Consider the following 14,267-nt stretch of genomic DNA (forward strand, 5'->3'; position numbering starts at 1 on the left):
GCCCTGGGCGACCGGGGCCCTCCGTGCGGCCGGGGTCGCCGGGACGCGACCTCGCGTCACACCGGGCATCGGTGCAGGCACCGAAAGCGCCTACGACCCGGCACCCTCCACCGATCGACGGATGGACGCACCCACCATTTGGGGGATAGAATCGGCGGGTGGTCCGGAAGAGCCAGCGCGCACGAGCGCCCAGCACCGATTGCGGCGCCGCCGCCGACGGGGGTGTCGCGCGGACCGCAGGCGAGGCGGCCGAGGCCCGCCGCCTCGCGGCGGTGCGGTCCACCGGACTGGTCGGCGTCGAGGCGGGCGAGCGGATCGACCGCATCGCCCGGCAGGCCGCGCTGATGACGGGGGCGCCGCTGGCCCTGGTCTCGCTGGTCGACGAGGAGCGGCAGTGGAACCCGGGGGTCTACGGCGCGGACGCGCCCCGCGAGGCCCCGCGCAGCCTCTCGATGTGCTCCGCGGCGATCGCCACGCCCGATCCGTTCGTCATCCCGGACGCCTCGAAGGACCCCGACTGGGCCGACATGCCGGGCATCGCCACCGATCCGAACGTCCGGTTCTACGCCGGCCAGCCGATCGACGACGGCGACGGCAACCTCATCGGCGTCCTCTGCGTCATCGACACGGTCGCGCGACAGGCCGACGCCGAGCTGCTCCGCACGCTCTCCGACCTCGCGGTGTGGGCCCGGCACGAGCTGCTCGCCGACCGGACCGCGCTGGAGCGGGACCCGCCGCCCGGCGGCGCGGACCAGGAGGCGCTCGACCGGCTCGAGGAGCTCGAACGGCTCCAGTCGCTCGTCGTCTCGACCACCGCCCACGAGCTGCGCACCCCGCTGACCGTGCTGCGCGTCCACGCGGAGCTCCTCGCCTCCGCCGCGACGGTGCTGGGCCCCGAGGAACGGGAGTCGCTCGAGGCGATCACCCGCGCGGTCGCGCGCCTGCAAGACGTCTCGGAGGATCTCGTGTCCGATCTGCGCAGCTCCGCCGGTGGTGCCGAGGAGGCCCTCAAGCGCTGGCTGAGGCTCGAGGAGGGGTCCCGCCGGATCCGTCCGATCGTGGACGACTGAAGGCGGCCCCCGCCCGCTCTCCGCGTCCCTGGGGCGCAGCACCGCGATGCCCCGGGGCCCGGGTCGCCCCGGGGCCCGGGCCCGCGATCAGTCCAGGCCGACCGGGCGCGGCAGCGTGTAGGTCGGGAACAGCTTCGTGGTCCCCGGGCTCTCGATGACGTGCGTCTGGGCCCGGTAGATCCCGGCCCCGAGCTTCGACGGGGCGCTCATCCGCACCTGGAAGCGGCCGCTCGCGTCGGGCACCACGCGCTTGATCGTGCGGTACGTCTTGCACGTGACGCGCTGCTTGATCAGGATCGGCTGCTGCCGCGCCTGCCGCGGGCCGAGGACGCGGCCCTTGAACGTCACGCGCCGCCCCTTCGACGTGATGCTCGTGGTCGCCATGCGGCGGGCGAACTTCAGGGCGCGCGTCCGCCGGCCGCTCACGACCGCGAAGTACCGGGCGCTGTTCGTGTACCGGATGGAGGACGGCGGGAGGGCCACGCGCGTCGAGAACATCCCGTTCTTCAGGACCTTCGCCGAGCCGACCCGCTTGCCGCCGTGGCGCAGGTAGATCTTCGCGGTCTTCCCGACAAACCGCTTCTGCGCGACGCCCTGCACGAACGTCCGCCCGTGCGTGCCGTAGACGTCGATCAGCTGCGCGGGCCGCGTCGAGCACTTCAGGACCTCCTTCGCGACCGGCGAGGGGTACTTCTTCTTCGGGGTCGGCTTCGGCTTCGGCGCCGGGGCGTCCTTCTTCGGGGGCTCCGCCTTCGGTGCCACGGGCGGCGCGCAGCCCGCGGCCCCGGAGCTGACCCGCGCGCGTCCGACCCCGGCCGCCAGCACGGGCTGTCCGAGCAGCTGGACGCCGACGGCGAGGACCTGCTGCGAGAGCTGGTCGCCGGTGATCGTCTGGCGATTGGCGTCGATCGTCACGCGCAGCAGGCCGGGCGGCAGCTGGATGCGGATCTGGTCCAGCAGCGGCTGGAGCGTGTTCGCCAGCGACGTGGCGAGCGACCCGAGGGTCTGTCCGCCGAGGAGCCCGTTGACGAGCCCGACCACGCCGGCGTCGCGGGAGTGCAGGAGGTCGTAGAGCGTCGTCTCGGTCGACCCGCCGTTGGAGCCCGCGAGGAGCTGGCCCAGGAGGCCGGTCGTCCCGACCTTGATCCCCTTCAGGAGGTCGGTGACCGAGAGGAGCTTCCCGAGCTGCAGGTCGGCGGTGTCGAGCGAGAGCGCGCGACCGGCCGCGCTGTTGACGTCGATCGAGGTGCCGAGGATCTTCAGGTCGGCGATGCTCGAGCTGCCCGAGAGCTTCGCGGTGCCGCTCACGCACTGGGCCGTCGCGGTCGAGCGCAGCACGCCGACGTCGAGGATGTCCGGCAGGGCCGCCGCGAGCGCCCCCGGGAGCGCGTCGGTGATGCTCGAGAGCAGGGTGCTCGTGCTCGTGCCCTGGAGCTGGAGCCCGCCGAGCACCGGCAGCCCACCGGCCGCACCGCCCACGACGGGGAGCCCGCCGAGCAGCCCACCCAGGCCCGCCGGGAGCGCCGCCACCGGGTTCGCGCCGGCCGCGCCCGCACCGAGCAGGCCCGCCAGCGGCCCGGCCCCGAGCGGCCCGAGCAGGCCGTCGACCTGGCGCGTGACCTGCCCGACGATGCTCGACGGGCCGCTCAGGAGCTTCGACCTCAGGAGGTCGCCGAGGGCCGCGTCGGCGCCGAGCCGGACGCCGGCGATCCGGGTGTTCGAGACGGCCTCCTTGCCGGCGGTGACCTTCGTCGACGCCTCCAGCGCGCTGACGCGGGCGAGCCCGAGGATCGGCAGGTCGACGAGCGTCCGGTCGTCCGTCGCGCACGGGGTGAACGCCGCATTGGCGCGGAGCGGTTCGATCGCGGGTGAACCGAGCAGCGACAGCTGGACGGCGCTCGCGTCGCAGGCGTTCGTGGTGGTCGCGGCGGACGCGGCCGACGGGATCGCGGCGAGGGCGCCGATGCCGATCGCCGCGGCGGCGGTCGCGCGCCGGGCGACCTTGGAGGTACGAGGTGCAGACATCGAGGTCCCCTGGGACGTTGTTCGTGTTCGGCCCACGCGCCGGGGGTGCGCGGACATCGGTTCTGTCGATCACGGAACGAGCGGGGACCTCGTATGTGACCTCGCGCACGGAATGCGCCCGGAGAACCTACACCCCTCCCGACCCGACATTCGTCGGGTGTGCTTGACGGGTGCGCCTCGCCTGGATCACGCCCAGAGCCGGCGCCTCGCCCAGCCGTCGTCGGTGCGCGCGTAGGCCAGCCGGACGTGCCTGCGATCGGGATCACCCTGCTGGAACTCGACCTCGTCGGCCACGATCTCCCAGAGGGTCCACGCGGGCGCGACGCGCTCCGGGTCGTCCTCGATCCGGGCCGTGGCGTGCCGGAGCGCGACCTCGACATCCTCCTCGTGGTCGAGCGTGTCGCCCTGCCGGCCGACGAGCGTCTCCGCCCGGGCGCCAGGGCCGCGGGCGAGGAAGTCGGCGGCGCTCGCGGCGGCCCCGGCGTCACGGACCGGTCCGCGGAGCCGGACCTGCCGACCCTGGTCGGGCCAGTAGAACGTCGCGGCGGCGACGGCGGTGGCGTCGAGCTCCGCGCCCTTCGCGGTCCGCCGGCTGCCGGCGAACCACCACGCGCCGTCGGGCCCGACGCCCTTGAGGATCAGGACCCGCACGTTCGGGCGTCCCTGCCGGTCGACGGTGGCGAGCGTCATCGCGTGGGGCTCGCGGACGCCGGCGTCGATCGCGCCGGTGATCCAGGCGTCGAACAGGGCGACGGGATCGGCGGGGGCGGCACCCGCGTCGAAGGCGGGCAGTGCGCCCGCGAAGACGGGGAGCGCCCGGAGTCGGGCGGCGAGATCGTCGGGCGCCGTCATGGGCCGATCCTGCCAGCGACGGCGGACCCGCCGGGAACGACGAGGGCCCCGGAACGGATCCGGGGCCCTCGGGGTCCTGCTGCGTGGACGCCGCGCGGCGTCCTGCGGGGGATCAGCCGCCGCAGACGGGCCACGGGCTGGAGCCGCGCTGCGCCTGGAGCTGCTGGGCGCGCTGGTCCTGCTCGGCCTCCGGGGCCGCGGCCGGGTCGCCGGAGCCGCCGACCGACTCCCAGGTCCGCTGGTCGAACTGGTACTTGCCGCGGTACTGGCCGTCGGGCGAGACCGCGCCCGGGTCGCCGCCGGACTCGCACTGCGCGACGCCGGAGAGGTCGCCGCCGGAGCCGCCGGAGGACTGGGCCGGGGCGGCCTGGCCGGAGCCCGTCGCCTGGCCCGAGCCGACGCCGGTCTGGCCGGTCTGCCCGGCCGACCCGGACGCGCCGGTCGACGTGGAGGCCTGCTGGGCGGGAGCGGCGGCGCTCGCGACCATGCTGCGCAGGGTCCCGAGGGACTCGCGCAGCTCGGCGCTCGTCGCGGCGCGCGCCTTGCCGCCGTCCTGCACGCCGTCGTCGGCGATGTTGCGACCCGGCTGACCACCGGCGTCGACGACCCGTTCGTACGCGGCGTCGTAAGACTTCGTGAGACCACCGGACGGCGCGGCCGACGCGGCGGTGGGGACCGCGGCGAGCGCGACGGACGCGGCAGCGGCGGTGAGGAACGTCTTCTTCGTGCCCATGGAGTGATCACCTCTCGGTGGTCGGATGCGTGGCGCGCCGCAGCGTGGGCCGGAGCTCTCCGGCACGACGACGGCGCGGGCACCGCCGGTCGGGCGGTGCGCGGCAGGCGCGGAGGGTGCCGGGGTCTCCCGGCGGGCCGCGTGGCGTCCTGACACCACGCCCCTTCAGCGCCACCGGGAACGCTAGGGGCTCGCGGCGGGGAGTCCTGTGGGCGTCCTCACAGGGGTCGGGCAGGCCCGCACGCCCGCGCCGGGCCCTTGGCGGACCGGGCCCCGCACCGGAGGATCGCCCCGCCGTGCGACGCTTCCGCCGTGACGTCGACCGCCCACCCGGACGCCCCCCGACCCGAGGCCGCCGGACGCCCGCTCCGCGTCGCCGTGCTCGGCCAGGGCTCGATCGGCAGCCGCCACGCGGGGCTGGCGCTGGCCGAGGGGTGCGACGTCGTCGCCTGGGACCCGCGCGGCGTCCACGCGCCGGGGACCACGGGTGCGGCCACCCCGGAGGACGCGCTGCGGGACGCCGACGTCGCGGTCGTCGCGAGCCCGTCCAGCGAGCACCCCGCCCAGGCCCGGCTCGCGCTGGAGCACGGCTGCCACGTGCTCGTGGAGAAGCCGGTCGCCATCACCGCCGACGGTGCGCGCGGCCTCGCGGAGCTCGCCGCCGAGCGCGGGCTGATCGCCGCCGTCGCGATGAACCTGCGCTTCCACGACGGGCCGCGGACCATCCGGCGGCTGCTCGGCGCGGGGGAGATCGGCCGCCCCGTCACGGCGTTCGCGACCTGCGGGTCGTGGCTGCCGGGCTGGCGGCCGGACAGCGACTACCGGCGGTCGTACTCGGCGCGCCGCGAGCTCGGCGGGGGCGTCGCGCTCGACGCGATCCACGAGATCGACTACACGAGCTGGATCCTCGGCGGCGTCGCCGACGTCGACGCACGCCTCGCACGCCTGTCGGACCTCGAGCTGGACGTCGAGGACGTCGCCCTGTTCACCCTCGGGCACCGCGCGGGGACGATCAGCACGATCGCCCTGGACTACGTCGACCGCGGGTACCGCCGCGGGCTGCGCGTGGTCGGCACCGAGGGCTCGCTGGCCTGGGCCTGGGAGGACGCCGAGGTCCGCCTGACGACCGCGGACGGCGAGCGCAGGATCCCCGCGCCGTCGCCGGCGGCGGAGACCTACGCGCGGCAGATGCGGCACCTGCTCGCGGCCGCGGCCGGGGGTCCGACCGATCCGCTCTGCTCGCTGGACGAGGGCCGCGACGCCGTCCGGGTGGTGGACGCCGCGCGGGTCGCGTCCGCCGACGGGCGCCGCGTGACGCTCGGCTGACGACGGGCGGTCCGCGGGTCGCGCGGGCCGCCTCCCCCGGCCGTCACCGTCGTCCCGGGGCGGGCGCCGGCGCGCCACGACGCCGCCGCGGGGGTCGCGCGGGCGGCCGGACCCGGGAGCTATGGTGCCCCGCGTGGCCCGGACGACCTCCGCCAGCACCTTGGTGCGCAACACCCTGGCCAACGGGGCGGGCGCGTCGGTCGGCATGGCCATCGGCATCCTGATCACGCCGTTCACGATCACGCAGCTGGGCCTCAGCGCCTACGGCGTGTGGAGCCTCGCGCTGACCCTCTCGTTCGCCGGCGGCTACGCGGCGATGTCCGACCTCGGGATCGAGGCGGCGACGGTTCGGTACGTCGCGGAGGCGGAGGGCGACGACGACCTCGAGGGCGTCAACCGCACCGTCGCGACGACCCTGGTCTTCTTCGCCATCGTCGGAGGCGTCCTCGCGATCGCGATGGTGGTCCTCGCGTCCAGCCTGACGACGCTGTTCGACGCGCCGGACGGGCTGAAGCACGCGTCCACGATCGCGTTCGCCCTCGTCGGCGGGCAGCTGGCGATCGAGATGCCCTCACGCGCGCTCACCGCGGTGCTCGAGGGCACCCAGAACTTCGTGGCGTACCAGGCCGTCGAGCTGTCGAAGGCCCTGTCGTTCGCGGTCATGACGATCGTCGTCCTGCTCACCGACCACGGGATCATCGGGCTCGGGATCTCGTACGTCGCGACGTCGATCGGGGCGTTCTTCGCCTACTGGTTCCTCGCGCACCGGGCCGTGAAGGGCCTCAGGGTCTGGCCCGGCAACGCCTCGAAGTCCGAGCTCAAGCGGCTCCTGAGCTACGGCTCGAGCGTGTTCGTCTTCCGGCTCACCGGTACCGCGTACCGCCAGATGGACCGCCTGATCCTCGGCGTGGCGACGGAGCCGAAGCTCGTCGCGATCTACGAGATCGCCAACAAGGTGCACCTCGCCGCCGCGCTCGTCCAGTCGATGTCCGTCTCGGCGCTCGTGCCCGCCGTCGCCAAGGCCAGGCGCGACCTGGCGCTGCTGCGCGACATGCTGCTCCGCGGGACGTCCTACACCGTCGCGGCGTCGCTGCCGTTCACGACGGCGGCGATCGTCTTCGCCGGACCGCTCCTGCGCGACTGGATCGGCCCCGACGCCGACGGAGCGATCACCTCCGCCCAGCTGTTCCTGGTCTACCTGACGATCGCGGTCTTCCACATGGTCTCGACGACGATGCTGGTGGCCCTCGGGAACGTGCGGCCGATCCTGCTCACGAACCTGGGGATGCTGGCGGTCAACGTCGTCGTGTCCGTCGCCCTGGTCGGCCCGCTCGAGGTCGAGGGGGTGCTCCTCGGCACGCTCGTGGCGACGATCGTGGGCTGGCCGCCGCTGCTCCTGATCGCCCTGCGCCGGTTCGACGTCGACGCCCGCGACTGGGCCCGCAGGATCGTCCTGCCCCAGATCCTGCCGACGATCGTGCAGGTCGCCGTGCTGCTCGTGGGCCTGTGGCTCCTGAACGACGTCGGGAGCCTGATCCTCGACGGGCTCTGGATCCTCCTCTCGGTCGCCGCGTACCTGCTCGTCTTCGGCCGGTTCAGCCTGCCCGCCGAGGAGCGCTCGGTGCTCGTCGCGACCATCCGGCGCGCCGTGAAGCGCAGCGCCCCGCCGACGGATCCTCCCGCCGATCCGCCGCCCCCGGCACCCGGCGACTCGTCGACGCCCGCGGTCCCGCCGGCGACCACCGGTCCCGGGATCGCGACGCCCTGACCGCGCGCCGCCGGGCCGGAGGAGCGCCCTCGGGGCCCAGCCTCCCGCACGGAGGCCCGCGATAGGCTGGGACGCTCCTGTCCGCGACCTCCGGGGACCCCGGCACCTCCATGCCCCCACCCACGAGCATCTCCGCGTTCGACCCCCGCTTCCTGCGGCCCTGCATCTTCCCCGTCATGCGCCGCATGGGCTACGGCACCGCCGTGTCCGTCAACAACGGCATCGCGTCCGGCCCGCACGCGACCGACATGGTCATCTCCCTGAGCGTCTTCGACGCCGACGGGCACCTGATCGGGACGCTGGACGACATCGGCCGCCTGGCGCCCGGTGCGATCACGAAGATCGACACCCGCCCGCTGATCACGCAGCTCGGCGCGCCCGAGGACCAGGACCTCCTCGGCGTCATGCACCTCGTGCCCGTCGACCTCGTCGGCGTCGCGACGACGGACATCGACACCGCGGTCCTCATGGAGCACATCCGGGTCTCCGACGACTTCATCGAGTTCCGCCAGGAGCCGCGCGGCGTCATCACCGGCGTGGCGTACCAGACGGGTCCGCTGAACGACCCGCGTCTGTCGTCGACGCGCACCACGGTCGTGCAGGCCCCGAAGGTCATCGTCTCCGAGGGCGTCGACACGCTCTTCACGCTGCTGAACGTGTCCACGTCCTTCGACTACGCCGACCCGGTCACGCTCGACTTCTGGATCATCCTGCCCGACGGCACGCGGGTGACCCGCTCGCAGATCACCGTCCCCGCGTGGACGTACCGGCAGATCAGCGTCACCGAGGTCCTCGAGGCCGACGGGACGCTGCAGCGCGTCCGTGACGCAGGCGGACTCGGGCTGCTGATCGGCTACTCGAAGGACGGCACCGTCGTCCCCGTGTCGCTGACGCGGAACACCGCCAGCGGCGGCATCGCCTGCGACCACACGCTGCCGCCGGTCTTCTACCTCTCCACCTGGGGCGGCCAGAAGCGACTGGAGGCCAACGCGCGCCTCGAGCAGGAGCTGTTCGACGGCGACGCCTTCACGTCGGCGAAGCTCGCGACGGCGGGGGCGCGGTCCTGATGGTCGGCGTCCGTCAGCGCATCGTCGAAGGCACCCACGAGCGGGCGGTCCGCGCCGGCCGCGTGCCGCGCCGCCCGTACGCGCACTACTTCGTCGAGACCGAGGGCCTGCACTCCCGGCTGCACCTGCAGAACTTCTGGTCGACGTTCTGGCCCGGGGCCGACGCCACCGCGACGGCGCACGTCAGCGCCTACGACCAGACCGGCCGCGCGCTCGGCACGACCGACGTGCAGCTCCCCGCGTTCGGGTCGATGTTCCTCGAGGTCGCCGACCTCCTGGAGCGCCTCGGCGCGACATCGTCCACCGAGGGCCTCGTGGCCGTCGACCTGGAGCCCGCGCCCGCGCTGCGCGCCCGCATGGCGGACCTCCCGTCGCCCGAGAGCGTCGGGGTCAACACGCCGTTCTGGATGGCGTACCGCGACGCGACCGAGAACTACATGTACGTCCACTCGATCGAGGTCCTCGGCGGCGTCGTCGAGGGCACGACCGCGCCGCTGGCCTGGCACCTGCGCCGTGCGCCCGCGCAGCGCGAGCCGTGGCGCTCGTGGCGCCTGTTGGACGCCGACCTCCTCGACGAGGTCCAGGTCGTCGCCGTCAACCACGGCACCGAGGCCGGCGAGACCGGCGTCGGGATCTTCGACGCCGACGGCCCGCTGCTCTGGGAGGAGCGCGTGACGCTTCAGCCGCGCGAGCTGCGGCGCGTGCGGGTCCCGCAGGAGGCGATCGAGGAGTGGCGCACGGCCGGCCCCGGCCGCCAGGTCCGCATCGGTCTGGACCCGCTCCTGACGACCAACGGCAAGCCCTACGTGATCATGCGGTACGCGGGCGGCCCGCTGTCGCTGCACCACGGCTGAGCGTGACCGACGCCCCGGCGCCGCTGCGCCTCCTCGCCCTCGACCACTTCTTCGACCAGGACCTGGCGGCGCTCCGCGCGGCGCTGCGTCCCGGCGAGTCGCTGCGGGTCCTCGACTACCGCGCCCTGCGCGAGGAGGCGATGCGCGTCTTCCCCGAGGAGGTCGCGTCCGGCCTCGAGGCGTTCGCCGCCGACGAGCACGCCGGCGCGCGCGAGCGCTGGGCTGTCGTCGTGCGCGAGATCCTGGAGGACGAGTTCACGAAGGAGCCGTTCGACGCGCTCGTCCTGCCGTCGGACATCTTCTTCTACGTCCGCGCGGCGAGGGAGGCCTGCCACGCGCTGGGCGTCCCGTTCTTCGTCGTCCAGAAGGAGACGACGATCTCGCCGAACACGATGCGCGAGCACGCCGCGCACGTGCGGCGCTACGCGCCGCCGATCGCGGACCACATGACGGTCTGCAGCGCGCACCACAAGGAGTTCTGGCTGAACGCGGGCGCCGACGCGTCGACGATCACCGTCACCGGACAGCCCCGGTTCGACGTCTTCGCGCACCCCGACCGGTGGCCGGCGAAGGACCCGTCGGCCGCGCCGACGGTGCTCTTCCTCTCCTACATGGTCGACGCGTACCACCCGACCGACGGTCAGGGCGAGCCCGCATGGGAGCGCCTGCACCGCCAGACCGAGGAGGGCCTGCGCACCCTCGCCGACGACGGCTGGCGCGTCCTGATCAAGCCGCACCCGCAACAGGACGTCTCCGGCATGCGCGAGCGCCTGACGCAGACGTTCGGCGACCACCTGGGCGAGCGCGCGATCCTGGTCGACGGCGCCGCCGACGTGCGTCCGCTGATCTTCGGCGCCGACGCGGTCGTCGGGTTCCAGAGCACCGCGATGCTCGAGGCGATGCTCGCCGGCGGCCCCGTCGCGTACACCGCGTGGGACCCGGAGGCCCGGAAGCTCGCGGGCGAGCTGCTGCCGTTCGCGGAGTGGCCGGAGCTGCTCGACGTCCTGGACGACCCGGCGCAGCTCGCGCCGGCGGTCGCGGGGAAGCTGGGGTGGCGCGCGGACGAGGCCACCGCCGCAGGGCGCCGTGCGGTGTCCGAGACGTACCTCGGGCCGCTCGAGGGCCACGCCGCCCGCGACGCGCTGGACGTCGTCGCGGAGCACGCGCGGGCGGCCGCGGAGGCGAGAACACCGGAGGTCCAGGAGCGGCGCCGGGCGTTGTCCGCGCGCCGGCGGCCGATCCGTCCCGGGCGGCTGCTGCGCACGACGCGCCGCGGCGCCGGTCGCGCGTTGCTGCGGTACCGGCAGCGCCGCGCGGCACGCGCCTGGGCGCCGCCGGGCTCCTAGCCCTTGCTGCGCCCCGCCCGGAACACGAACGCGTAGAGGCGGGCCTCGACCGACGCGGGGATCGGCCGCGGGCCCCAGTACATGCGGTGGACCAGGCGCCCGAACGCGCCGAGGTCGGACTCCTTGGCGAGCTCGCGCCGCCGGGCGTAGACGGCGGCGTGCTTCTCGCGCAGGCGGCGGTACCAGTGGCGGTACTCGAGCCTGGCAGCGGTGTTCACGGTCGCGCCGTGGCGGCGGTACTCGAGCGTCACCGCGTCGACGCGTCGCCCGCGCCAGCCGGCGGACAGCGCGTGGAGCCAGTGCTCCCAGTCCTCGTAGCCGCGGAACTCCGGGTCGAAGCCGCCGGTGGCCTCGAAGACCTCGCGACGCATCAGCGCGGTCATGCCGATCGTGTGGCGGTAGAGCAGGGCGTAGGGGTCGTAGCCGGGCATCACCATCTCGCCCTCCCAGTCGCCGAAGAACCGCATCCGGCCGTACGCGAAGCCGAGCGCCGGGTCGGCGTCCAGCGGCGCGCGCATGGTGACCAGCGCATCGGCGGGCAGGCGGTCGTCCGCGTCGAGGGCGAGCAGGTACCGCGTGTCCGCCAGCCGCATGCCGGCGTTGCGGGCACCCGCCGCACCGGTGTTCTCCTGCCGCACGACCCGCAGGCGGGCGTCGCCGCGTGCCTCGAGCCGGTCGACGACCTCCAGCGTGTGCGGGTCGGTCGAGCCGTCGTCGACGACGATCACCTGCGGCGGACCGCCGTCCTGGCCGAGCGCGCTGTCGACGGCCTCCTCGAGCGTCTGGCCGTAGTCGTGGTTGGCGATGACGACCGTGACGTCGTCGTTGCCGGACGCGGCGGTCATCGCGACCGGAGCACCCGGATCCAGTCGCCCCAGTGCGACGGCCGCGTGAGCGCGACGCCGATCAGGACGGGCGCGGCCTTGACCGCCGCCATGAGGTCGCGGTGAAACCACGCCTTCGCGGCGGCCTCCATCGCCCGGTTGTAGCGGACCTCGCGCTTCGCGATCCGCCGCGCGGCGGGCGTCAGGTTGCCCCGCTCCAGCGCCCGGACGTACGTCTTCTGGTTGTTCACGCCCTGGCTGGCGATGTTCGACGACACCGAGCCCGCGGAGTGGTGATAGGTCGCCAGGAGCTGCCGGGAGAGCACCGCGCGGCGACCGGTCTCGAGGATCCGCACCCAGAAGTCGTGGTCCTCGGTGCCGAAGAGCTCGGGGGCGAACCAGCCGAGCTCCTCCCCGACCGGGCGCGGGACGACGGTCGCGACGTAGACGCAGTTGCGGCGCAGCACGCGCTCCAGCGTCATCGGCTCGGGGTCCTCGTGGAACTGCGCGAGGTACGTCTGCCCGTTGGGGACGCCCTCGCCGACCACGCGGGCGTCGCAGGCGAGGAGCCCGACGTCGCCGCGGCCGGCGTCCAGCTCGTCGTCGTAGCGGCCGACCTGGACCGTCAGGAACTCCGGGGCGAGCTCGTCGTCGGCGTCGAGGAACGCCATCAGGTCGCCGTCGGCGTCCTCGATCGCCCGGTTGCGCGCGGCGGCCGGGCCCTGCGCGGTCTCGTGGCGGACGATCGTGATCCGGTCGCCCAGGACCTTCCGCGCGACCTCCGCGGTGTGGTCGGACGACCCGTCGTCGCAGAGCACGACGTGCCAGTCGTCGTACGTCTGCGCGGCCACCGACCGCAGCGCGCGCCCGATGGTGGCCGCGGAGTCCTTGGCCGGGACGATGACGCTGACGCGGGGCACGGGCGGGAGCCTAGGGGACCCCCGGTGCCGGTGATCCGTAGCGTGGCGGCCATGCTGATCGCGTTGCGGTGCGACGGGGGCGACGTGCTGGGGGCCGGGCACGTCGGCCGGTGCCTCCCCGTCGCGCGGGCGCTCGTGCGCGCCGGGCACGAGGCCGTGGTGGTCGGCGACCACGACGGCGTGGCGCTGGCGATGCTCGAGCGCGCCGGGATCGCGCGCCGCCCGCCCGCGCCCGGGGAGCCCTGCGGGATCCCCTCCGACGTCGGCGCGGCGCTCGTCGACGTCTACGGGATCGGGGCCGACCAGCGCCGCGACGCCGCGCGGCTCCGCCCCCTGGTCGTCGTCCGCGACGCCGTCGACCCGACCCCGCCGCCCCCCGGCGCGCTGCTGCTCGACTACCACCTCGACGCGGTCCTCCCGCCCGGTGCCGAGCACGCGCTGCTGGGCCCCGACCACGCGCCGCTCGACCCGCGGGTCGCCGCCTGCCGCCAGGGTCCGCACGACGGCGAGGTGCTCGTCGCGCTCGGCGGGTCGACGGTCGGCGGACGCGCGCTGGAGCCGCTGCTCGACGGCCTGCTCCGCGCGGGCCACGAGCGGCTCCTCGTCGCCGGGGCGCTCGTCCCGGAGCCCCGCGCCGGCGTCGAGCACGTGGGGCCGCTGCCCGGACTGCAGGACGTCCTCGGCGAGGTCTCGGGGATCTGCTGCGGCGCGAGCGTCACGGCCTACGAGGCGAGCGCCGCCGGGACCGCCGCGCTGCTCGTCGTGCTCGTCGACAACCAGGAGCGGGTGGGCCGCGTGTTCGCGCCCCTGACGCCGGTCGTCGACGCGCGCGACGGCGCGGTCGCGGACGCCCCCGGCGTGGGGGTCGGTCCGGACGCGGTGTCCGCCGCCGCGGCCCGCCTGACGGCGTCGGCCCTCCCGTCGCGCGGCCCGGCGCTCGTCGACGGGCACGGCGCCGCCCGCGTCCGCGACGCCCTGCTGGCGCTCGCGGACGGGGCCGCTCCCCCGCCCGTGCTCCGCCAGCGGCCCGCGACGGAGGACGACGCCGCGTTGCTGCTGCGCTGGCGCAACGACCCGGCGGTCCGCGCCGTCAGCGTCACCTCCGATCCGATCGCCCCGGACGAGCACCGCGGGTGGCTGCGGCGCGTGCTCGCCGACCCCGACCGCACCCTGCTGGTCGTGGAGCGCGCGGGCGTCCCCGTGGCCACCGTGCGCTTCGACCGGGACCCCGCGGCGGGCGACGCCGAGATCTCGGTGACCGTCGACCCGCAGGCCCGCGGCGGGGGCCTGGGCCGTCGCGTGCTGCGGGAATCCACCGAGCGCGAGCTCGCGAGCCGTCCCGGGCTCCGCCGCGTACGGGCGCTCGTGCACGCCGACAACACGGCGTCCCTGCGGGCGTTCGAGGCGGCCGGGTACGGGCCGGCGGGCGCCGACGGGGCGTGGCGCACGCTCGAAGCGCTTCGATAGGCTCCCGGGTCGGTT

The 14,267-nt window shown here is 74.9% G+C and carries 12 protein-coding genes; 7 read left to right on the plus strand and 5 right to left on the minus strand.

The features are described 5' to 3' along the window. Nucleotides 1-158: 158 nt before the first annotated feature. Nucleotides 159-1,070 (plus strand): GAF domain-containing sensor histidine kinase, encoded by a 912-nt coding sequence (locus tag PATMI_RS33665; protein WP_051470944.1) that lies wholly within the window; start codon nt 159-161, stop codon nt 1,068-1,070. 87 nt (nt 1,071-1,157) lie between these two features. Here the strand turns inward: PATMI_RS33665 and PATMI_RS0102105 are convergent, their stop codons facing one another. The 3 genes from PATMI_RS0102105 to PATMI_RS33670 form a co-directional block, all read right to left on the minus strand. Continuing rightward, complete coding sequence (locus PATMI_RS0102105) at nt 1,158-3,095, minus strand: hypothetical protein (protein ID WP_026909669.1); 1,938 nt, start codon at nt 3,093-3,095, stop codon at nt 1,158-1,160. A gap of 186 nt (nt 3,096-3,281) precedes the next feature. After that, nucleotides 3,282-3,947, minus strand: a complete 666-nt coding sequence (locus PATMI_RS0102110) for a pyridoxine/pyridoxamine 5'-phosphate oxidase (protein WP_026909670.1) — start codon at nt 3,945-3,947, stop codon at nt 3,282-3,284. Between the two features lie 112 nt (nt 3,948-4,059). Then, the gene (locus PATMI_RS33670; protein ID WP_026909671.1) at nt 4,060-4,680 is read right to left on the minus strand and encodes a transglycosylase family protein; all 621 of its coding nucleotides are present in this window, start codon (nt 4,678-4,680) and stop codon (nt 4,060-4,062) included. A gap of 312 nt (nt 4,681-4,992) precedes the next feature. On the opposite strand from PATMI_RS33670, the gene PATMI_RS26675 reads away from it, so the two are divergent. The 5 genes from PATMI_RS26675 (at nt 4,993) to PATMI_RS0102140 (ending at nt 11,041) form a co-directional block, all read left to right on the plus strand. Beyond that, nucleotides 4,993-6,006, plus strand: a complete 1,014-nt coding sequence (locus PATMI_RS26675) for a Gfo/Idh/MocA family protein (RefSeq protein ID WP_051470945.1) — start codon at nt 4,993-4,995, stop codon at nt 6,004-6,006. 133 nt (nt 6,007-6,139) lie between these two features. Next, entirely contained in the window at nt 6,140-7,774 is a 1,635-nt protein-coding gene (locus PATMI_RS0102125; RefSeq protein ID WP_026909672.1) for an oligosaccharide flippase family protein, read from the plus strand. Between the two features lie 110 nt (nt 7,775-7,884). Then, the gene (locus PATMI_RS0102130) at nt 7,885-8,841 is read left to right on the plus strand and encodes a hypothetical protein (protein ID WP_026909673.1); all 957 of its coding nucleotides are present in this window, start codon (nt 7,885-7,887) and stop codon (nt 8,839-8,841) included. After that, nucleotides 8,841-9,695 (plus strand): hypothetical protein, encoded by an 855-nt coding sequence (locus PATMI_RS0102135; RefSeq protein ID WP_026909674.1) that lies wholly within the window; start codon nt 8,841-8,843, stop codon nt 9,693-9,695. Before PATMI_RS0102130 ends, PATMI_RS0102135 begins: the two co-directional genes overlap by 1 nt. 2 nt (nt 9,696-9,697) lie before the next feature. After that, on the plus strand, nt 9,698-11,041 hold the full coding sequence (locus PATMI_RS0102140; RefSeq protein ID WP_026909675.1) for a hypothetical protein: 1,344 nt from the start codon (nt 9,698-9,700) through the stop codon (nt 11,039-11,041). Here PATMI_RS0102140 and PATMI_RS26680 read toward each other — a convergent pair. Further along, nucleotides 11,038-11,886: a glycosyltransferase family 2 protein gene (locus PATMI_RS26680; protein ID WP_051470946.1), complete on the minus strand. Its 849-nt coding sequence runs from the start codon at nt 11,884-11,886 to the stop codon at nt 11,038-11,040. The two genes, PATMI_RS0102140 and PATMI_RS26680, sit on opposite strands and share 4 nt — an antisense overlap. Continuing rightward, a complete protein-coding gene (locus PATMI_RS37140; protein WP_026909676.1) occupies nt 11,883-12,785 on the minus strand; it encodes a glycosyltransferase family 2 protein in 903 nt (300 codons plus the stop codon). Before PATMI_RS37140 ends, PATMI_RS26680 begins: the two co-directional genes overlap by 4 nt. A 51-nt stretch (nt 12,786-12,836) precedes the next feature. Between PATMI_RS37140 and PATMI_RS37770 the strand changes: the two genes are divergently transcribed. Continuing rightward, complete coding sequence (locus PATMI_RS37770) at nt 12,837-14,252, plus strand: bifunctional UDP-2,4-diacetamido-2,4,6-trideoxy-beta-L-altropyranose hydrolase/GNAT family N-acetyltransferase (RefSeq protein WP_051470947.1); 1,416 nt, start codon at nt 12,837-12,839, stop codon at nt 14,250-14,252. Nucleotides 14,253-14,267: the final 15 nt, after the last annotated feature.

Source organism: Patulibacter minatonensis DSM 18081 (genome assembly GCF_000519325.1).
GTDB classification, from domain to species: Bacteria; Actinomycetota; Thermoleophilia; order Solirubrobacterales; family Solirubrobacteraceae; genus Patulibacter; species Patulibacter minatonensis.